15 protein-coding genes are annotated in these 21,665 nt (G+C 55.8%); 10 read left to right on the top strand and 5 right to left on the bottom strand.

The genetic code is table 11. From position 1 onward, the window contains the following. Window positions 1-144 precede the first annotated feature (144 nt). From VGH19_22445 to VGH19_22475, 7 genes are all read left to right on the top strand, one after another. Window positions 145-2,505 carry a DUF6797 domain-containing protein gene (locus tag VGH19_22445; GenBank protein HEY1174142.1) on the top strand — a complete coding sequence of 787 codons (2,361 nt, stop codon included), beginning with the start codon at window positions 145-147 and terminating at the stop codon, window positions 2,503-2,505. A gap of 242 nt (window positions 2,506-2,747) precedes the next feature. Then, window positions 2,748-4,721 (top strand): c-type cytochrome, encoded by a 1,974-nt coding sequence (locus tag VGH19_22450; protein ID HEY1174143.1) that lies wholly within the window; start codon window positions 2,748-2,750, stop codon window positions 4,719-4,721. 532 nt (window positions 4,722-5,253) lie between these two features. After that, window positions 5,254-6,375: a Gfo/Idh/MocA family oxidoreductase gene (locus VGH19_22455; GenBank protein HEY1174144.1), complete on the top strand. Its 1,122-nt coding sequence runs from the start codon at window positions 5,254-5,256 to the stop codon at window positions 6,373-6,375. Window positions 6,376-6,486: 111 nt separating this feature from the next. Continuing rightward, entirely contained in the window at window positions 6,487-7,980 is a 1,494-nt protein-coding gene (locus VGH19_22460) for an MFS transporter (GenBank protein ID HEY1174145.1), read from the top strand. 141 nt (window positions 7,981-8,121) lie between these two features. After that, window positions 8,122-10,893 (top strand): DNA translocase FtsK, encoded by a 2,772-nt coding sequence (locus tag VGH19_22465; GenBank protein ID HEY1174146.1) that lies wholly within the window; start codon window positions 8,122-8,124, stop codon window positions 10,891-10,893. 116 nt (window positions 10,894-11,009) lie between these two features. Further along, window positions 11,010-12,200, top strand: coding sequence for an FAD-dependent oxidoreductase (locus tag VGH19_22470; protein ID HEY1174147.1), 1,191 nt, complete (start codon window positions 11,010-11,012; stop codon window positions 12,198-12,200). Next, window positions 12,167-12,997, top strand: coding sequence for an aldo/keto reductase (locus tag VGH19_22475; protein HEY1174148.1), 831 nt, complete (start codon window positions 12,167-12,169; stop codon window positions 12,995-12,997). The genes VGH19_22470 and VGH19_22475 overlap by 34 nt, the downstream gene beginning before the upstream one ends. A gap of 1 nt (window position 12,998) precedes the next feature. Here VGH19_22475 and VGH19_22480 read toward each other — a convergent pair whose 3' ends face one another. The 4 genes from VGH19_22480 to VGH19_22495 form a co-directional block, all read right to left on the bottom strand. Further along, window positions 12,999-13,745: an esterase gene (locus tag VGH19_22480; GenBank protein HEY1174149.1), complete on the bottom strand. Its 747-nt coding sequence runs from the start codon at window positions 13,743-13,745 to the stop codon at window positions 12,999-13,001. A 260-nt stretch (window positions 13,746-14,005) separates the two neighbouring features. Continuing rightward, window positions 14,006-15,760 carry an excinuclease ABC subunit UvrC gene (locus VGH19_22485; protein HEY1174150.1) on the bottom strand — a complete coding sequence of 585 codons (1,755 nt, stop codon included), beginning with the start codon at window positions 15,758-15,760 and terminating at the stop codon, window positions 14,006-14,008. A 46-nt stretch (window positions 15,761-15,806) separates the two neighbouring features. Next, window positions 15,807-16,385: a hypothetical protein gene (locus tag VGH19_22490; GenBank protein HEY1174151.1), complete on the bottom strand. Its 579-nt coding sequence runs from the start codon at window positions 16,383-16,385 to the stop codon at window positions 15,807-15,809. 3 nt (window positions 16,386-16,388) lie between these two features. After that, window positions 16,389-16,913 (bottom strand): hypothetical protein, encoded by a 525-nt coding sequence (locus VGH19_22495; GenBank protein HEY1174152.1) that lies wholly within the window; start codon window positions 16,911-16,913, stop codon window positions 16,389-16,391. 97 nt (window positions 16,914-17,010) lie between these two features. Here VGH19_22495 and VGH19_22500 point away from each other — a divergent pair, with 97 nt between their 5' ends. Both VGH19_22500 and VGH19_22505 read left to right on the top strand, forming a co-directional pair. Further along, complete coding sequence (locus tag VGH19_22500; protein HEY1174153.1) at window positions 17,011-18,135, top strand: hypothetical protein; 1,125 nt, start codon at window positions 17,011-17,013, stop codon at window positions 18,133-18,135. A 75-nt stretch (window positions 18,136-18,210) separates the two neighbouring features. After that, on the top strand, window positions 18,211-19,746 hold the full coding sequence (locus VGH19_22505) for a N,N-dimethylformamidase beta subunit family domain-containing protein (GenBank protein ID HEY1174154.1): 1,536 nt from the start codon (window positions 18,211-18,213) through the stop codon (window positions 19,744-19,746). A 320-nt stretch (window positions 19,747-20,066) separates the two neighbouring features. On the opposite strand, the gene VGH19_22510 is transcribed toward VGH19_22505, so the two are convergent. Further along, complete coding sequence (locus VGH19_22510) at window positions 20,067-20,399, bottom strand: hypothetical protein (GenBank protein ID HEY1174155.1); 333 nt, start codon at window positions 20,397-20,399, stop codon at window positions 20,067-20,069. Window positions 20,400-20,421: 22 nt separating this feature from the next. Between VGH19_22510 and VGH19_22515 the strand changes: the two genes are divergently transcribed. Further along, window positions 20,422-21,579, top strand: coding sequence for a hypothetical protein (locus VGH19_22515; protein ID HEY1174156.1), 1,158 nt, complete (start codon window positions 20,422-20,424; stop codon window positions 21,577-21,579). Window positions 21,580-21,665: the final 86 nt, after the last annotated feature.

Below are 21,665 nucleotides of genomic sequence, written 5' to 3' on the forward strand. Positions count from 1 at the left end.
GCCGCTGATTTGCGCGGGTGGGTGAATTAACCTAATTTTGCCTCTCGACGCGTTATTGCGGGTTGGGTAGAACAACCGCTCTTTGCCGTTTTCCGTGACCCGTTGCGTCAATGGAACTTTGTGTCAGGTGCCATGTATAATAATATGAAAGTGTTGTCCCATGTCTGTGCCGCCTTGTGCGCGTTTTCCGTGCTGACCTTGAACGCGCAGGAGCAGCCGAAGCCTAAAGCCAAGTCTTGGAAAGAGACGAAGGCAGCGGTGTTGCAGGACGACTTCCCTTACACCAAGGCGTGCATCGGCGCGAAGTTCCCCGCGAACAATGACGCGGACAAGGGTATCGCACTTATTCTTGGCAATGAGGCTTTCGCGTGTTTTGACATGGATTTGCTGCGCGTCTCGGCATGTTGGACGGGGGGGTATATCAAGCCCAAGGGCGTCACGTTCGATGGTTCTCACGGCGGCCACCCCGTGATCGATGGTGAGCAGCAATTCGGCACGCCTGCTTTGCCCGGTTGGTCCAAGGACGGCGCTTTCACCGACCCCCGCAAGGAACCGTATGGTCCCCTGCCCAAGGAGATGGGCCGCTTCAAGGGCCTGTATGTCGTGGGCATGGATGTGGTGCTGACCTATGATGTTTTCGGTTCCGATGTGGTGGAGCAGATCACCAGCATCGAGAAGGATGGCGCGACGGGTTTTGTCCGCACGCTGAAGCTAGATAAGACGAAGAGCGCACTGACGCATCTCGTGGCGGAAGTGCCGGAAGGTAAAGGGCGCATCGATAAGGGTGAAGCGATCGTAGAGGGTGCGAATGGTGTGGTGACCCGCATCGCATTGGGCAGTGCGCCGAAAGGTGCGACGCTGGAGATCGCGGATAACAATCGCGTGATTCTGAAACTCGCGAAAGGCACCTCTGGTTTGTTCAAGCTGGTGCTCTGGCGCGGAAATGCGGTGGATGGTGCGAAGTTCGCAGCTTTGACGGAAGGTAAGCCACAGATAGTAGATTACGCCAAGGGTGGTGCGTCCCGCTGGCCGCAACCCGTGGTGACGAAAGGTGCCTTGGGCACCAGCACGACCCCGGATGGTGCTTACACCACGGATAGCCTGGCGCCGCCCTTCGAGAATCCTTGGAAGCGTCGCGTGCGTTTCGGTGGCTTTGATTTCTTCGCGGATGGCAAAAGCGCAGCTCTCAGCACTTGGGATGGTGATGTGTGGGTGGTGAGCGGCATCGATGACAAGCTGGAGAACCTGCAATGGCGCCGGTTCGCCTCCGGCGGTTTCGAGACGCTGGGCTTGAAGATCGTGAACGGCACCATTTACACGGTGGGCCGCGACGAGATCACGCGTTACGTGGATGTGAATAAGGACGGTGAAGCCGATTTCTACGAGACGTTTAATAACGACATCACGTCATCACCGGGCTTTCATGAGTTCACCTTCGATCTGCAGACTGACAAGCAGGGTAACTTCTACTTCGCTAAGGCGGCTCCCGTGAAAGGTGGAGGTCGTGGCTTCGGTGGCGGTGGCGGCAATGGTCAGATCAGCGCCAGCGCGGGCACTCTCATGAAGGTGTCCAAGGACGGCAAGAAATATGAAGTGGTGGCAACGGGATTCCGCGCGCCGAACGGTATCGGCGTCGGTCCTAATGGTGAACTGACGACGGGTGATAACGAAGGTACGTTTGTGGCAGCCTGTCCCATCAATTGGGTAAAGCCGGGTGGTTATTACGGCGTGGAAGACACGGCGCACAAATCGCCTTTGCCGGAACGGGATGCACCGCTCTGCTGGCTTTCGCATCGTGAATTCGATAACTCTGGTGGCGGTCAAGTGTGGGTGACGAGCGATAAATGGGGTCCTTACTCGGGCGAGCTCCTGCACATGTCCTACGGTAAGAGTTCGTTGAATCTCGTGATGCGCGACATGGCGGGCAAGACGCCGCAAGGTGCGGTGGTGCAGTTCCCGTTGCGCTTTACATCGTCCGCGATGCGGGCGCGTTTCAGCCCGTTGGACGGTCAGCTTTATGTGGCTGGTTTGCGTGGTTGGCAGACGAGCGCGGCGAAGGACGCCGGTCTGGACCGCGTGCGTTACACAGGCAAGCCGGTTTATTCTGTGACGGGTACGAAGGTGGACAAGGCGGGCGTGCATCTGACTTTCTCGCAGCCACTGGACCCGAAGGACGCGACGGATCCGCAGAACTTCTCCATCCAGCAATGGAATTACCTGATGAAGTTTGATACCGACAAGGTCGTGAACGGCAAACTGACCCGTGGCGAGGCGAAGAGCCCGAACTATGGTGGCCATGAAGTTTCCCGCGATGACGAGTTCAAGCCCGGTCGCGAAGCTGTGGAAGTGAAGAGCGCGAAGCTCTCCGCCGATGGTAAGACCGTGACGTTGGAATTCGCCAGCTTGAAGCCCGTGAACCAGATGTTGATCAAGTTCAACCTCGGCACGAAAGATGGGCAGATCATCAAGCAGGATGTGCTGCAGACGATCAATGAAGTGAAGTAAGTCTGAGTTCGAAGCTTAAGATTACGGAAGGCCGGGGAGTGCCTCCTCTCCCCGGCCCTCTCCTCCGACAGCGGAGGAGAGGGTGATGAGCCGCTCGTGCATTTGTATGCTTGGATGAATCGGGCAGGTTTGGCGGATTGATTTTTGAACGGTGATGAAGTGCAACCGGTGCTTCATCGTCGAATGGACAGGAAAACACAACGGGGCCGCCTTCATGCACGCGGCCTCGCGGTAAGCAACGCATGCAGTTCGTGATGACATTGAAGCAAACCTTGGGGCTCGCCTTGGCCCTGTTAACGCTCAGTCAGGGCCGCGCCGTCGCGCAAGAAACGCCGAAGACCGAGCCCGGACTGATGGTGACCTTTACCGCAGATGGCGTCACCGATGCCACCACATTCCAGAACGTCTGGCTCTTCTCCGAGAGCGGCAAGCCAGTGACGCCGTTTCTGAATCCTGGCAAGTTCACCGCCACTTGGGATGGTTTCATTTCCGTGGATCTGCGAGACAACTATACGTTCAAGGCCGAGCTGAACGGCACCGTGAAGATCGAGGTGAACACGAATGTGGTCCTCGAAGCGACGGCGGCTAGCAGCGTCAGCGAGCCCAGCAAACGCGCACGTTTGAACAAAGGCCTCAATCCTATCAAGGTCATTTACACCGCGCCAGATGCCGGTGATGCGTATCTGCGCTTGGAATGGTCCACAGCGGACTTCGCGTTTGAGCCGTTGCCCGTCAGTGTGCTGAGCCACACGCCGGGTGGAGAAGCCTTAGTGAAAGGCACGCAGCTTCGCTTGGGCCGTGAACTGTTCATCGAAAACCGTTGCGTGAAGTGCCATGTGGGGCCTTCAGCCGCCACGTTGCCGGACCTCGCGCTCGATGCGCCAGATTTCAAGGGCATCGGTTCGCGACGTAACTTCGACTGGCTCGCGCACTGGATCGAGAATCCGAAAGCCAGCCGTGCGCTCGCGCAGATGCCGAAGATGGTTCACGGCGCGACTGCAAAAGCAGACGCCGATGCTATGGCTGCCTATCTTTCTTCCCTGAAAGACGCTGCTCCGGCGGGTGCTGAGCCTGCGGTCGATCTGGCGGTGAAGGGTGGCAAGTTGTTCGAGAGCCTGCATTGCGTGGCGTGCCACGTTTCTCCAACGGATGGCAAAGATGATCCGAAGAAGATCGCGCTGAAACAGGTGAAGCAGAAGTTTACGCCGGGTGATCTCGCGAAGTTCCTGCAAAAACCCACGGAACATTATGAGTGGATCCGCATGCCGAACTTCCACTTGAAGCCGGAAGAAGCGAATGAACTTGCTGCGTTCCTGAATTCCAAGGCAGATGCGGCGAACAATCGCCCTGCTCCAGCTGCTGATGCCATCGCGCGCGGCAAACAGCTCGTCACCACGGTCGGTTGCTTGAGCTGCCACAGCGGCACGGATGACAATAAATTCGCTGGCAAACGCTTTGGCGAACTGGCGGCGGACAAGTGGACAGGCGGTTGCCTCTCGGAAACAGATAATGGCAAAGCTCCGTTCTTCGCCTTCAAGAAGGAAGAGCGTGAAGCGTTGCAGGCATTTGCGAAAACGGATCGCACCTCGCTCAAGCGTCATGTGCCCATGGAGTTCGCCGAACGTCATGCGCGCAATCTGAACTGCACCGAGTGCCATGGTAAGTTCGAGGGCTTCCCGGTGTTCAATGTCCTCGGTGGCAAGCTGCGTCCGGAGTGGGCCACGCGCTTCATCGCCGGTGAAGTGGATTACAAGCCGCGCCCGTGGATCGAAGGCCGCATGCCGGGCTTCCCGAAATATGCGGAAGGTGTGGCACACGGTCTGGCCGCACAACATGGCTTGCCTGCTAAGTCGCCGACGGAACCGGCCATCGACAAGGCGCTTGCCGAGACGGGCCGTCAGTTGATCGGCACGGATGGCGGCTTCTCCTGCATCGCCTGCCATGCCATCGGCAAGCTCGGCGCCACTCAGGTGTTCGAGAGCGCCGGTATCAATCTCGCCTACACTGGTGAGCGTTTGCTGCCGAACTTCTTCCATCGCTGGTTGCAGAACCCGTTGCGTATCGATCCGCAGACGAAGATGCCGGTCTATTTCGATCAGGGGAACAGCCCGCTGACGGACGTGCTCGAAGGCAAAGCGGACAAGCAGATCGAGGCGCTGTGGCAATACATCCGTCAGGGCAAGGACATGCCGATGCCGAAGGATGCACAACAGTAAGGGTGAATGATTTCAGAGGCGGCCGAGGGGATTTCTCTCGGCCGCCTTTTTGCGTTTGGGATTGGCCCAAAGGGCCAAAAGAATCCAGCCCAAGGCAGACATCTTAATGTCTGCCTTGGGTTAAATGAAGTTATGAGGACGCGGCCTGAATGGCCGCCAGACATTCTAGTGTCCCTTCAGGACACATCTATTTTTATTCGACAACCCAAGGCAACGTCCGCATGAGGCGAACGTTGCCCTGGGCTGAAATCTGTTGGCCCTTTGGGCCAATGTTCATACCCAGAATTCATAGGAGGGTACAGAACTTTTCGCGCTTAACGGCACGGAAAAAAGGCTCGAAAATTCATCTGAAACGACCCAAAAACCAGGTGGTTTTTCTGAGGGTTTGTGTGGGTTTTACGCGATGAATGGGGGACTTTGCCGTTGACAGTCAGGGGCTCCAAGGTTGTCAATAAACGCGTTACCGAGAGCCTTGGCGAAGGGGCATTTTGCGCCTGCGCGCGGAGCTTTCATCAATTTTTAAAGGGTCACCATGAGCAAAAAACTGAATGTAGCGATCGTCGGTCTGGGCTTCGGGGCGGAATTCATCCCCCTCTGGCAGAAACATCCGCACACCACCTGCTACGCCATCTGCCAGCGTGACCCGAAGAAGCTGGATACCATCGGCGATTACTTCGGCGTGGAGACGCGCTACACCGATTACGCCGAGATGTTGAAGGACCCGAACATCGACGCCGTGCATATCAATTCGCCCATTCCCGATCACGCGTGGATGTCCATCGCGGCATTGAAGGCCGGCAAGCACGTCGCCTGCACCGTGCCGATGGCCACCAGCATCGCGGACTGCAAAAAGATCGTGGACCTCGTGAAGCAGACCGGCCTGAAATACATGATGATGGAGACGGTGGTCTATGCCCGCGAATACCTCTTCATGAAGGAACTGCTGGATAATGGTGAACTCGGCAAGCTGCAGTTCGTGCAAGCGAGCCATCAGCAGGACATGGACGGCTGGCCGAATTACTGGCCGGGCCTCCCGCCGATGTGGTATGCGACCCATTGCGTCGGCCCGGTGGCGGGCTTGATCGGCAAACCGGCGGAATACGTGAGCTGCTTCGGCTCCGGCACCATCCGCAAGGACCTGATCAAACAATACGGCTCACCCTTCGCCGTGGAGACCGCGCACATCAAGTTTAAGGACACGGATGTGAACGCCCGCATCATCCGCAGCCTCTTCGATACCGCCCGCCAATATCGCGAAAGCATCGATGTGTATGGCGACAAGAAGTCTGTGGAATGGCCTCTGGTGGAGCATGAACCGCTCATCGTCCATACCGCCAAGAAGCCGGAACCGAAGATTCCGAAGCCGGTGAAATGCCCGGACTTCGCCAAGCGCCTGCCCAAGAGCATCGCGAAATACACGACCCAAGGTGTTTACGATTCTTCCAAGAAGACGCATTTGAGCTTCACCCAAGGCAGCGGACATGGCGGCAGCCATCCGCACTTGGCGAACGAATTCGCGAATGCTTTGGCCGAAGACCGCGAACCGTTCCCGAACGCGAAACAGTCCGCCAACTGGACCTGCGTAGGCCTGTGCGCCCATGAATCCGCCCTGAAAGGCGGCAAAATCGTGAATCTGCCTAAGTTTACGCTTTGAGTTTAGCCCGAGGTAGGGCATAAACTGCCGCCTCGAACCCAAGAACACACTATGTCAGCAAAAACTGAAGGTACAGTACCTAATGCAAGTCGTCTGCTTTGGGCAGGCTTTATGGCCATTTTGGCAGCCGGTGTCGGCTTCGCCATCCGTGGTGGCATCTTCGATAACTGGGGCAAAGAATTCGGCTTCACGGCCACCCAACTTGGTGCGATCGGCGGTGCCGGTTTCACGGGCTTCTGCTTCGGCATCATCATCGGCGGCGTGATCGTGGACAAGATCGGTTACGGCAAACTGGTCGTAGCGGCTTTCGTCTGCCACGTGCTGTCGGCTTTTGTGACGTTTGGCGCGACGGGACCAGAGAATGCTGAACGAATGCTGACGTGGGGTATGTTCATCTTCGCCTTTGCGAACGGCACGCTGGAAGCCGTGGCGAATCCGCTAGTGGCGACGATTTTCCCCAATAACCGCACACATTATCTGAACATCCTGCACGCTTCCTGGCCTGCAGGTATGGTGATCGGTGCCGTGGCCGGCTGGATCTTGGACGACAAGATGCAAGTGGGCTGGAAGATGCAGTTGGCGCTCTACCTTATCCCGACTATCGCCTACGGCGTTATGTTCTTCGGTCAATCTTTCCCGAAATCGGAAGCGTCTGAGAAGGGCGCCAGCTTGGGCGAGATGTTCAAGTCTGTGGGTATCTTGGGCGCGTTGGTGGTTTGCTACCTGCTCTCCCTCTTCTTCGCGGGCAACCTTGGTCTGCCAGCAGCGGCTGCTTATGGTATCGCTGGTGTGCTGTTGGTCGCGGTCGGTGTGATCACCAAGTTCTCCATGGGCTCTATCCTTCTGTTCGTGCTGTTCATCACGCACGCCATGGTCGGTGCCGTTGAGTTGGGCACGGACGGCTGGATCCAGAACATCACGGGCAACCTGTTCACCTCTGAGCAGGGCAAGTATCTCTTCATCTGGACCTCGGCCATCATGTTCGGCCTGCGCTTCTGCGCACACTGGATTGAGAAGACGTTGAAGCTGTCTCCGGTGGGTCTTTTGCTGGTTTGCGCTATCCTCGGCGTGGTGGGCCTGCAACTCGCCAGCATCATGGACACCTTCGTCATGGCACTCATCGCTTTGGGCGTTTACGCCGTGGGCAAGACCTTCTTCTGGCCGACTATGTTGGCCGTGGTTGGTGACCGCTTCCCGCGCTCTGGCGCTGTGGCCATGTCCATCATGGGCGGCATCGGCATGTTGTCCGCCGGTTTGATCGGTGGTCCTGGCTTGGGCTACTCCAAAGACCGCTTCGCTGCTGAAGAGCTGAAGACCACGAATCCGGCGGTCTATGAGACGGTCAAGGCTGAGAAGCCGTCCAAGTTCCTGTTCTTCGCGGAAGTGAACGCCATCGACGGCACCAAGCTCGCTGCGGCCAAGGAAGCCAAGGAGCGCACTCCGGAGCAGACAGCCATCGTGACGGCTGACCAAAAGGGCGACCGCAAGACGCTGAAGGCTGACTCTGCTATTCCGGCGGCTATGGCGGTCATTTACCTGCTCATCTTGCTCTACTTCAAGTCTATCGGCGGCTACAAGGCGCTGAAGCTCGAAGAAGAGAAGTAAGCAGACCTAGAATCCTGAACCAAATCTCAAAGGCGGCTCTTCGGAGCCGCCTTTTTCTTTTTCGTTAACGCCCGAAATACTTTCGTAATATCTTGCCCTTGCGCTGTTGCGTGAGGCGGCTGCTTTTCCTAGTCTTAGTCCATGCCGCGTAAGGATTCGGAAGAAAATAGCAACAAAGGCCACGGTTTAAACGATGTCATCGGCATCGTGCTCATCGGCGTGGCCGCGCTGCTGTTCCTTTCTCTTTTCTCCCATCATCCGGCGGACCTGAATAAAGAGCCCGCTCCCGAGGTGATCCATAACTGGATCGGTACCATCGGCGCTCATCTGGCTAATGCTGTATTTTTTATCTTCGGTGCGGCCGGATATTTGGTCCCCTGTTTTTTGCTGCTTTACGGGTTGGCGCAATTCATCAGTTCGTTCGAACATCTGAATCGCCGTTGGGGTTGGGCGATCGTGATGATCATCATCACGATGGAGGCGTTTCATCTGTATGGCAGCACGTTGGAAACGTTGCGCAAGACGTTGAATGCTCCTAGCGCAGGGGGCTTGATGGGCATGACCCTAGACAAGTATGCCTTTTCCTATTTCGGCACAGCGGGGGCTACCATTATCCTGCTCATCCTCTACCTCATCGGCCTGCTTTACCTGACGAATCATAGCTTCAAGGAACTGCTCGTGATGGCGCGGGAGATGAAGCCCAGCTTTGCCGGTACGGGTGCCGATGGTGGACTGGCTACAGGCAAGCCTGACCTGGCGGAGAAGGAATTGGAGAAGAAAGCGCGTGAACTGGAGAAGCAAGCCAAGAAGTTGAAGGAGGAGATGGCGCGTGAGGAGAAGGGGCGGAAAGCTGAAATCGATGATGAGGAAGAAACAGAGAAGAAGCCTCTTTTGGGCGCGGATCTTCAGCCGGTACCTGAACCGACGGTTCGCGATTTGAGCGTGCCTGTGGCGCGTCAGCCGGAAGAACCAGCGGCTCCAGCCAAGCGTGGCAAAGGTAAAGCCGCGGCTTCCACACCTGAGCCGGCGATGATGGAGGTCGGGGATGTTATCAAAGCGGGCGAGATTCCCGCCGCTACGCTTTCCGATATTCTGGGCACGAAGAACAAATCGAAAACCGAAGAGTGGTCACCTTCTGCAAATCAATCTGAGCCCGTCGTGGCAGAAGTTCGCGCCATGGAAGTGGCGGAGGACAGCGCCGCATCGCTCAAGCCATTGCCAGAAGTAGATGAGCCTTTGCCCGTCCTGCCCAAGCCCAAGCCGGGACCGAAGAAGCCCAAGCCTATCACCGTGGCTTCCGTGCCGATGATTGGCAACTACCAGTTGCCGCCGATGGATTTCTTCCAGTATCCGGACACGACGTTGAAGCCTACGGAGTCGAAGGAAGAGCTGATGGCCAACGCCCGCCTCATGCAGGGCACGTTGTCGCAATTCGGCATCGACGTGCAGCTCGGCGACATCACGAAGGGCCCCACGATCACGCGTTACGAGTTGCATCCCGCACCGGGCGTGAAGCTGGAAAAGATCGCAAACCTGAACAACAACATCGCGGCTGCGTTGAAGGCGGAGCGTATCAATATTTTGGCGCCTGTGCCGGGCAAGAGTTCCGTGGGTGTGGAAGTGCCGAACGCGGTAAAGACGAAGGTCATCATGCGTGACCTGCTGGAATCTTCCGAATGGAAGAACAGCAAGGCGCGCATCCCGCTCGCGCTGGGCAAGGACGTGTATGGCAATCCGATCATCGCGGACCTCGCGGAGATGCCGCACTTGCTCATCGCTGGTAGCACGGGCTCCGGCAAATCCGTTTGCATCAATTCCATCGTCGCCTCGTTGCTCTACAAGTTTGGTCCGGACCAGTTGCGCTTCGTGATGATCGACCCGAAGGTCGTCGAGTTGCAGCAATACAATGTGTTGCCGCACTTGGTCGTGCCTGTCGTCACCGATCCTAAGAAGGTGATCTTGGCCCTGCGCTGGGTGGTGAACGAGATGGAGAAGCGCTACCAGATCTTTGCGAAGGTCGGCGTGCGCAACATCAAATCGTTTAACGATCGCCCGAAGGACAAGCCGAAGCCCACGTCCAATGAAATGGAATTGCCGCTGACGGCCACCAAGGAACGGGTGGAAGCGGGTGCGGAAGGGTTCGCGGTGGAGCTGGATGAAGAGATCGTGGTGCCGCGTGAGGATGACATCATCATCCCGGAGAAGCTCAGCTACATCGTGGTGATCATCGATGAATTGGCGGACCTCATGCTCGTGGCTCCGGCAGATGTGGAAATGGCCATCGCCCGCATCACGCAGATGGCGCGTGCGGCTGGTATCCATTGCATCGTCGCGACACAACGTCCTTCCGTGGACGTCATCACGGGCGTGATCAAGGCGAACATCCCGGCGCGTATCGCCTTCCAAGTGGCCTCTCGCGTGGACTCACGCACGATTCTGGATGCGATGGGCGCGCACAATCTGCTGGGCAAAGGTGACATGCTTTACCTCCCGCCGGGTTCCGCGAAACTTATCCGTGCGCAAGGCGTACTCATCACAGATCAGGAGCTCCAGTGCGCGGTGGACTTCATCGCTGCGCAGGCGAAGCCGAGTTACGAGATGGAGATCCATCAACAGCTTCAGAAACCGGTCAGCAGTCTCGATGGCGGTGGTGGCGGAGGCGGTGGTGGTGGCGGTAGTGATGAGGATGAAGATATCATCGAGCAATGCATCGAGGTCATCCGCAGTGAACAGAAGGCCAGCGTGTCATTGTTGCAACGGCGCTTGCGCCTCGGTTACACGCGTGCCGCGCGCATCATGGATGAGCTCGAGGATCGTGGTATCGTAGGGCCGAGCAAGGGTGCAGAGCCGCGGGATATCTTGATCGATCTGGACGGTGGTGGCGCGGATGGTGCGGGGCAGCATTCGGTGTAAGAAAAAACATCTGCCGTACAATTTTCAAAACCGTAGCCGCAGACATTAGTCTGCGCATGCTTCCCGAAAAGTAAGCGCCGACTAATGTCGGCGACTACGAACAGTAACAAGTTTTTGTGGATACGTATCGTTGTGACATTTTGATCGTGGGTGGCGGCATTGCTGGCCTTTGGACGGCGAACCGGCTGCTGCAAGGGGGCTGGAATGTTTGGTTGCTGGAAACGTCCGCTCTCGGTGCGGCACAGACGCTGGCTTCGCAAGGCATCATGCACAGCGGCGTGAAGTACGGCATCGATGGCAGCAATCGCGAGATCGCCCAGCAGTTGAAAACCTTGCCGCCGCGCTGGATGGATTGCTTGGCGGGTAAAGGAGAACTGGATTTGAGCAGTGTGAAGGTGCTTTCTCCGAACCAATACCTTTGGTCACGCGATCGCTTGGTGGGTGGATTTACTTCCTCAATGGCGGGCAAAGCGATGCAGGGTGAAGTGGAAGATGTGCCTAAGGAACGCTGGCCGGAGATGTTGAAGGCGAATCCTCCGAGCGGTTCTCTCTATGCGGTGAAGGAAGCGATCCTCGATATCCAAACGGTGGTGCAAGGTTTGATGCAACCGTTGAAGGGGCGGACCATCACAGGGCAGATCCAGAAGTTTCATGCGGGTGAAAATGGCGTCACTGCTCTGGAAGTGAATGTTTCGGGTGGAAAGACGGTGAAGCTGGAAGCAAGCGCGTTTGTGTTCACGGCGGGTGAAGGGAATGAGCAAGCGGCGCAAGCGCTCGGTTTTGGATTGGAGTTCACGCAGCGAAGGCCTTTGCGAATGGTGTTGGCGAAGGGCTTGGCACAGCCAGTGTATGGGCATTGTGTCACCACGAGTCCGAAGCCGCGTGCCACCATCACCTCGCATCCGCATGAAGGAAAATGGGTGTGGTATCTCGGTGGCGAAATCGCCGAGAAGGGCGCGCAGATGAATGACGAAGACACGCTCAAGCGCGCTAAGTCAGAGATGGAGAGCATTTTCCCTTCGGTGAATTGGGATGAAGTCGAGTGGGCGTGCTTTGCGATCGATCGCGCAGAGCCGCGTGATCCGAAGGGGCAACTGCCGCCGGAGCCGCGATTGCTGACGAAGGGTAGCAGTATCATCGCGTGGCCGACGAAGCTGGTTTACGCACCGTTGCTGGCGGATAAAGTGATCGCAGCGATGGAAAGTCAGGGCATTGAAAAAACTGCCACGACAGCATCACTGGATTTGCCTGCGGCGGAGATCGGCAAGCTGCCGTGGCAGCAGAATCTTTCATGGAGGCGCGTGTGAGCAAGGTGCCGCAACGTCAGTTCGGGAAATTGGATTTGCATGGCAGTGTCATCGGTCTTGGCACGGTGAAATGGGGGCGTAACCAGAAGGTGAAGTACGCGCCGTTTGAGTTGCCCGCCGATGAAGCCTTGATGCAATTGCTGGATGCGGCGGAAGCGCTCGGCATAAATGTCATCGATACCGCGCCCGCCTACGGCATTTCCGAAGAGCGCGTAGGCAAGTTGCTGCAAGGGCGACGGGAGCGATATCTGCTGATGAGCAAGGTGGGTGAGGAATTCACGAATGGTGAATCGCATTACGAATTCACAGTTGAAAGTGTGGAACGAAGCATCACGCGGAGCTTGAAACGCTTGCATACGGATCGGCTGGACTTGGTGATGTTGCATTGCCAGCCGGATGACATGAGCGCCATCACGGGTTCACCGGCGTTGGAGACGTTGGCTAAACTCAAGACGAAGGGGTTGCTGCGTTACTACGGTGTTTCTTCCATGACGTTAGAGGGCGGCTTGAAAGCGTTGGAACTGAGCGATGCGGTGATGGTGGCATGGAATTTCGAGTATCGTGCGCAGGAAGAAGTCATCCGTCAGGCAGGCAAGCAAGGCAAAGCGGCGTTGCTGAAACGAGCCTTGCTTTCAGGAAATCTGCATCAGGCGAGCACGGGGAAAAATCTGGTGGAGACGTGTGTGCATGAGGCGCTGAATTTGCCGGAGGTTTCATCGCTCATCGCGGGGACGATCAATGTGGCGCATCTGCGGGAAAATGCAGAGGCGGCGATTAGTTGGCCTGGTAAGGTTTGAATTACTCTGTCGGTTCTTCGAGACGCATATCCGCCTGAAAGAATTTTACGACGGCTAGAGGCACATTGTCAGGGACTTCGTGTCCTCCCGGATGCACCAGTGCGAGCACCGGTGTGCCCGTCTTGGAACGATAGAGTTTTCCTTGGCGGCCCCATTGGCGGCCTGGCCCCTCGCATCCGTTCAACTTGCGCAAGCCCTCTACAGCTTCCATCTGATTATCGTATTTCACCAAAGCATCCTTGAGTCCGGAGATGCTCAACACGGGTTTGGGCTTGAGCTGGGGAATCATCCGGTTTGCGTTAGGCGCCGCCGCCGGAGCGACCGCCGCGAGCTTGTCTCCGCGTGCCGCCCACAACACATAAGTGAATCCGCCACCGTTGGAAAAACCGGTCACATAGATATGCTTTTCATCCGCTTTGCCGGATTTGACCAACCGGTTCAGCACAGCGTCAAAGAATTTGAGATCACGATCGCCGTAATCGCCCGGCTTGTTCTGCCAGCCGGGCTTCTTGCCCTCGGGGTCTCCGGCAGAAGCCGTCGCCAATCCTTGCATATGTACAGAGATCGCCTCCGGCCAGTTCTTCGGCATGGTGAACTGCTCCAACGCCCGCTGAGATGAACCGCCATGCCCGTGGAACACGAACACCACGGGAGCTGGAGCTTTCGAAGCTCCGGCAGGGATAAAGATGACTGCTTCACGGGCCACACCTTCGATGGTGAAAATCTCGCGATGAAAGAACTGGCGCATCCCTCCCTTCTCTGCCGACCACGCTGCATGAGTGAAGAAACACGCAGTCAGGAATAAAATCCTGAATGTAAAAGGCAAAAACCGGGTGAATATCATATAGCCCTGCCCGGCGGAAGACCAAGACACCCGACGGGTAGTTTTAGGATGGAAGCACTTTTAAACGGCTTGGGCAATATGGAATCCCGCCGCTTCGGGCGGAACAGCTTTTAAGCATTAGCGGAGTGCAACACATCTCGGGAGGCAATCGGCGACCTCCACGATCATTTCGTGCGGGCTTCAAGGAAGGTTTTCAGCTCTTGCGCAGCTTTGCCGCCGAAGCCGGGGACTTCGGCGATCTGTTCCAAGGTCGCCATACGAAGACGTTGCACGGAACCGAATTTCTTTAATAGAGCGGACTTACGGGCCTGACCGATACCGGGGAATTCATCCAGAATACTCTCGGAGATCTTCTTGATACGAAGCTGGGCGTTGTAAGTGTTCGCGAAGCGGTGGGATTCATCGCGCACGCGTTGCAGTAATTTCAACGCCCCTGTGTCGTGGCTCAAGCGCAACGGTTCGGAAATGCCGGGGCGATAAATCTCTTCGTATTCCTTCGCGAGACCGATGATGGGGATGCCTTGCAGGCCGAGTTTGGCGAGTTCTTCACAGGCGGCGTTGAGCTGGCCTTTGCCGCCGTCGATTAGGATAAGGTCGGGAAGTTTCGCTTTGCTAGGTGGCTTGGGCACCCACGGGGCGTTGAGTTCTTCCGATGGCTCGAGAGGTTGAACATCCGCTTCGGCAGATCCATTTTCAGCAGGAGTTTCCGGCGACAGGATTGGTGGTTCGCCAGTGGAACGCACAGCCGCGGCATCTTGGTTTTTCTTCGCGCGTTTGCCCTGCCAGGCATCGCTAACGTCGTCTACGGCGCGTTGGATCTCGTCTTTGCTCGCGCCTCCGCCGGTGTCGGGTGTTTTTTCTTCGGCAGGGAGCGGTTCGCCTTTGATCTCTTTCAGCAGACGCGAGTATCGGCGCTGGATCGTTTCGGCCATGCAGGCGAAGTCGTTTTGTTCCGTCACCGTCTTCATCTTGAAGCGACGGTAGTTCGAGCGATCGGGGCGTCCGTGCCAGAAGCTCACCATGGAAGATACCATGAATGTGCCGCTGATGTTCGAGATGTCGTAGCCCTCGATGCGCTCCGGTGCCTTGGCAAGGCCGAGGAGGCGGCCCAGCTCGCGCATGTCCGCTTCGGGATTGATGGCTACGGGCAGCTTGTAAGGGATGCGCTCGAACTTCTCGGTCTTCTGAGTGGTGCGTTTGAGATCGGCGATGAGATCGCGCAACTGCGCGGCCTTCTCGAAATCCAATTTAACGGCTGCATGCTTCATCTCCTTTTCCAGCTCGCCCAACATCTCGTGACATTGGCCGTCAAGGAAGTCACAACCCGCAGTGACTTGGAGGAGATATTGTTCGCGCGTGACGTTGCCAATGCACGGTGCAGTGCAAACTTTCAGGTGGCCGAAGAGGCAATGCTTGTAATCAGATTCATTCGGCGTGAGCGGACGGCAGCCGCGCAGATTGAATTTATGACGGACGAGATTGAGCGTGCGCCGCATGGCTCCTGAGTTCGGGAAGGGGCCGAAGTAGCGCGCGCCATCATCATGTTTCTGGCGCGTGAGCGTGAAGCGCGGGATGGGATCGTTCAGGTTCACCTTCAGCATGATGAACTGTTTGTCATCGCGGAAGCTGATGTTGTAGCGCGGATGAAATTCCTTGATCAGCTTGCTCTCGAGCAGCAGCGCCTCGGGCTCGCTCTTCACGATGTGCGTATCGAAATCGTGGATGGCATCGACGAGCGCATTGAATTTTAAATCCCAGCCCATGCGGCGTGAGGGATGGAAATACTGGCTCACGCGTTTGCGGAGATCGCGCGCTTTGCCCACATAGATCACCGTGCCGAAACGGTCCTTCATCAGGTACACACCCGGTTTATGGGTGACCTGGCTCAGTTTGTTCCGTATGTGATCCGTAACGGGCACAGGGATAGTTTACTGGATGGGCGCGGATGTGCAAATGGCGGAATGCTCAACGATCAGAAGCGAACGGGATATCATTGGTAGCCACCGTTACCTTGCCCGGAAAGACATTGGTCTGATACATGCGCAAGCGGGTATAAGCGGCGGGCGGATCGGTGAACTCGAAGATGATCTGTTCATCCGTCAACCGGTTGGCGCCGGATGTGCCGACATTGATGGAATGAAAATTCACCACCCGTTGTAGACCGAAGTGCTCCTGTCCGGAAGCGGTGATCAGACTCAGCGAAAAACTCCCGTTCAAGTAACGCCGCTGTTGGAGATCATCCTCCGTGATCGGTTTGTTCAGCAGAACACCCAGCGAGTTCGTGCTGAGCGCAACGTGTATATACTGATAAGTTTTGAAGCGTGCAGGGACATGGTTTTTAAAAATCTGGTAGAATGCCATTTGTTGACGGTCCCCCATGTGGAAAACCAGATTGCTGCCGCGGACCGATTCGATCACCTCAAAATGGCCGCCGCCAGTCAGGGGGAATGTCGGTAATGGTTGATATGAAAAGGCGAACAACACGAGGATGCCCAACAGTAAAAGTGAGCCACCAATGATAAGATGTCTTTTGGTGTTGGGCATGGATTACTTTTTCAACCGCAGCTCGTTCGTGCGGTTCATCAGATAAAAGCGCAACGTTGGTTCAGGTCCCAAGGGAACCTGAATAACGCATACCATGAACTCTCCTGTTCCGCCCGTGAATCCTTTCATTTGGCCCGAAAACAGATGTTGGGCCGGATGTTCTTTCCCTTGAGAATCAATGGCCACAATTTGGTTGTTCAAAAGCATGTTGACCAAAGGTGAATTGGCCGGGCCAGTCCGATACCATGAAATCGTGGAATTATTCGTCGCATCCATGAATCCGGCGTTAAGATGTTTTTGGAGCTCGGTGTCTTTCACCAGCGGCATGAGCGCCTTTTTCCATGGCGCACCTATGAACAGCTTTTCGTTCGGGCTTGTCGTGAAATCCACCACTGTCAGAGTAGAACCGTCGTCCAAAGTTATGGCAGGTTCGTTACTCTGGTGAAGAAAAACCCAACCTCCGATTGCGATGAGCCCCAGCGTAGTCAATGCGATCGCAAGATAACGGCGGGATTTGGGGCTTGGCATCGCCAGACTTCTAGCAAACCGGGCAGCATTTGAAAAGCCCGTGAGAGATTTCAGATGACACTGCATTCCTGCCCAAGTTAGATAGGGATGATCACCTATGAATTCTCTTTGGTCTCGGCGTCATTTTCTGGCTGCTTGCTTTGCCGGCACAGCTTGGTTGGCCTTCGGTTGCAAAACCACTTCACCCAAGACCGGTGCGCCTAAAACCGAAGTCACCATCGCGGGTGAAGAATTCTATATCAACGGCCAGCCGACCTTCAAAGGGCGCACGTGGAAGGGGTATAAGATCCAAGGACTGTTACCAAACTCGCGGATGGTGCAAGGCACCTTCGATGATCTGAATCCTGAGACGGCGGCGCAATGGGCCTACCCGGATACGAAGAAGTGGGACGCAAACCGGAATGTGGAGGAATTTCTCGCGGCCATGCCGGTTTGGCGCAGACACGGTTTACTGGCGGTCACATTGAATTTCCAAGGCGGCTCGCCCTACGGCTATTCCAACGCTCAACCGTGGGAGAACTCCGCTTTCGCGCCCGATGGCTCCCTTCGCGCGCCGTTCCTGAAGCGTATGGAACGGATCATCAATCGGGCTGATGAACTTGGCATGGTTGTGATCCTGGGCTACTTCTACTTCGGGCAAGATCAGCGCCAGCAGAATGAAAGCGCCATTGTTCGCGCGGTGGACAACGCCACGGATTGGGTGCTGCAGAAGGGTTGGCGCAATGTGGTCATCGAGGTAAACAATGAATGCAACGTCAACAAATACGACCATGCCATCCTCAAGCCCGACCGTGTGCATGAACTGATCGAGCGAGTAAAATCGCGCCAGATGAATGGCCGGCGCCTGCTGGTGAGCACCTCGTATGGCGGCGGGGCGATTCCGCGTGAGAATGTGGTGCGCGCCTCTGATTTTCTGCTCCTGCATGGTAATGGCGTGAAAGACCCGAAACGCATCAGTGAGATGGTTGTGCAAACGCGCAAGGTGAAGGGGTATCGTCCGGTGCCCATCGTATTCAACGAGGACGATCATTTCGATTTCGACCAGCCGATGAACAACTTCCTCGCGGCTACAGAGGCTTATGCGTCCTGGGGATTCTTTGATTACCGTATGAGGGATGAGGGGTTTGATGAAGGTTATCAGAGTGTGCCGGTGAACTGGGGCATCAGCAGCGGGCGCAAGCGCGGGTTCTTCAAGCTACTGAAGGAGATGACGGGAGGGTGAATACGGTGAATTGCAGACGATTGAATATCGTCAGGTTTTTAGTGGCGTTTATTGGCCGACATCATCGTGCAGCCTATGCAATCTGAGTCCTCTTCATCACGGCGAGATTTTTTGAAAGCCGCAGCAGTCACTGCTGCGGCGATGGGCATTGCTGGTGAAGTGAAAGGACAACAGAAGCCGAAACGCCAATCCGATCTCATCCGGAAGGAGAATGCGAAAGAGGGGGCGCTGGACTGGCAATTGACGCGGGTGCGATTGGATAAGACGACGGGGTTTCGTTCGCCAGGGATCGAGGGGTATTGCTCGCATCAGAGCATCAAGACGGGGGAGGAATTGCGCATCATGGTGAGCACGATTCCGGCGCGGAAGTTCATGATCGAGTTCTTTCGCATGGGTTACTATGGCGGGCGTGGGGCGCGGTTGATGCAGAAGTTGGGACCTTTGGTGAGCAAGACGCAGCTGGTGCCGCCCGTGGGTGAGAATCGTTTGGTGGAATGCCGCTGGGAGCCGAGTGCGACGTTGAAGATTCCGGCAGATTGGCCGAGCGGCGTGTATCTGGGGCGGTTGACGACAGTGCCGGAGTCGGCAGTGGAACCGTATTGGCAGAGTTACATCATCTTCATCGTGCGGGACGAGCGGCCGGCGGATGTGCTTTTCCAATGCAGTGACAATACTTGGCAGGCGTACAACAAGTGGCCGGATAATTACTCGCTCTATACGGATCCGCGTGGGGCGCATGCGGTGGGTGTGCAAGTGAGCTTTGACCGGCCGTATGGGAAGTATGCGCAGATATTTGAGCATCCGCTGTCCATCGGTTCAGGCGAATTTCTGCTGTGGGAGTTTACCTTGCTCTATTGGCTGGAGCAGCATGGGTATGATGTGACGTATTGTTCGAACAGCGATTGCTTGGATGCAGCAAACATCACGCGCTGCAAAACGTTTCTGAGCGTGGGGCATGATGAGTATTGGGATGTGCGGCAGTATGATGCGGTGAAGAACAGCATCGAGTCAGGTGTGAATGCGTTGTGGCTTTGTGGCAATTCGGTGTTTGGAGTGACGCCGTTCTCGCCTTCAACGAGTGGCCAGGCGAATCGTATTTTGACGCGCAAAGGTATTTACGGCGGGTTAACGGATGCAGAGGTGCAAGAAGAGATCCGGGTGTTCACGAAGGATTGGAAGCGGGCGGGGCCGGATGAGAGCCTGATCATGGGCGCGCGCAGCATTGTTCCATTCAATGGTGGCGGGGACTGGATTTGCACGAAACCAGAGCATTGGATCTTTGAAGGCACCGGGATGAAGAAGGGAGATGCAATCCCGGGTTTGATCGGCTGGGAGCATCATGGGGCTCCGGCGAAGTTACCAGGGCTGGAGGTAGTGGCGGAAGGGACTTGCTGGCGCGGCGGAGTGACGCCTGCACATTGGACGGCGACGGTGCATCCGGGGCCGAAGAGGAACATCGTTTTCAATGCGGCCACGATCTTTTGGACTCAGGGATTGTCCAGTCCACCGGGGCATATTTTGCCGTGGTCGCACTGGAGCCGCCCGCATGGACCGGATGCGCGGGTGCAGAAGATCACGGAGAATGTATTGAAGCGGGCTTTGAGAAATTGATGAGAGATTTGTGTTTGCGCGAGGAAGGCGGTCGCTTATTCCTTAGACAAGGATATGGCATTCCAATGTGAAAACTGCGGAAAGGAAACATCGCTCAAGGAATTAAAGGTGGTGGAGGCTCTCTCGGGAGATAACCCGCAGCTCTGTGACGTTTGCCAACGATTGAAGTTCAATCACCGGTTTTTAATCGGGCTGGGGATAGTTGCGGTTACTTTGGTCGGCTTTTATGGATGGAGGCGTTCTTCTCCTGATTCGTTCTGGCTTTGCTTCATCTGGAATCTGCTGGTCATCCAGATGTTTCAATATGTTAGCACCATTCCTCATGAGATCGGACATGCCTTAGCGGCCAGACTGGTGGGTGGAAGGGTGGAAAAAATCGTGATCGGGAATGGCCGAATGGTGGCGAATTTCCGGTTCGGTGGATTACAGTTCGACTTTTGCAGCCAGCCATTCGGTGGGGCGATGTATCCAGGCAGGTTGGAACTCAAAGGCTGGCGCTGGAAAGGCGTGGTCATCTGGGCGGCCGGACCGCTCGCGAACATAATCTTGGGATTGCTCGCCTTTACTTGGATGCCTGACAAAACAACCGCCAAGTTTGATCTGGGTGCCGAGGTTTCGTATTGGATACTTTTCATCATAGCGAATGTCATCATGACATTGGTGAGCTTGATACCTATGGTGATCACGCGCTGGCCGCATGGTCCCATGGTTAACGATGGTATGGGTTTGGTGCAGTTGATCTTCGAGGGAAAATGGCCATATGCGCCGGTTCGGCAATCACACGTCCTGACCATGGTTGAATCGCCGTTTCTCAGTTTCCTGAAAATATTTTTCGCGATGCTTTTTGTGATATTGGCGACCACTTTGATCCTGCTGAGCATCGCTCATCTGCTATCTGGTTTAGGACGGGGAAATGAAGTATTGAAGCATTTGCTGGGTTCAGCCGCGCTGGTTGGATTTGCCGCAGCTATCTTTTGTCTGACATTTCGGATGATGAGGCCGTCTCCGCTTCCTGTTCTCGAGCCGGTGAAGAAGGCAGAGGAACAGTTTCAAGCCATGATCTCGGAAGCGGATTGGAATAAGAACAAGTGGCCTAAAAAAATATCACCACCGATACTGCTCCATAATATCACTTTGCTGTTTAACAGCGGGCAGTTTGAGCAAGGAGAGAAGGAAATCGATGAGGTGCTGAGGCAAGAGCCGGATAATTTTTGGTTGTTGCTCTGCAAGTCAGACACCTTGGCGGCTCAGAAGAGGTTTGAGGAAGCGGATGTTTTGATTCAGCGGGTAGTTGACTGGCCTGGCCTTGAATCTGGCTCACGGGTGTATGTGACCATGAACCGTCTCCTGCTTTGGGAGCATCAGGATAAAAAAGAACAGGTGAAAACTAGGATGGCAGAGATACTGACAGAGAACTATAGCATTGATGAAAAGGTCTGGTTGTTAGATATGCTGAGCGGATGGCCCTTCCAGCTCAAGAAAATGGAATATCTCACCGAAGCCAAGGAGTGGATTCAAACAGCGATAAGGCTGGCCCCGGACGCGATCACTTTACGGGGTACCTATGGAGCCCTGCTCTATGAGTCTGGTGAACTGGTAGCGGCGGAAACAGTGTTGCATGAGGTGTTTCAAAACAGCAAAGCGGCGCATGACCGGGGCATCAGCGCATTCTATCTGGCTTTACTAGCCAAGAAAAAGAGAGAATGGAACGAGGCGAGGAGATGGTTGCGGCAAGCGATGCGATGGTATCAGGAACCTTGGATGCTGGAGCGTGCAGATTTGGAATTCTCGGCGGAACCGCCCAGTGACAGCAAGAAAGAGCCAGTAAAATAGGGCTTTTTGCCGCCCGTTCTGGTTTGACGTGTGGCTGGGCTTGGGTTCATGCTTTGCCTCAGGCCAGAAAACGTTCCAACCAGTGC

Source organism: Verrucomicrobiia bacterium, assembly GCA_036405135.1.
In the GTDB taxonomy this organism is placed as follows: domain Bacteria; phylum Verrucomicrobiota; class Verrucomicrobiia; order Limisphaerales; family JAEYXS01; genus JAEYXS01.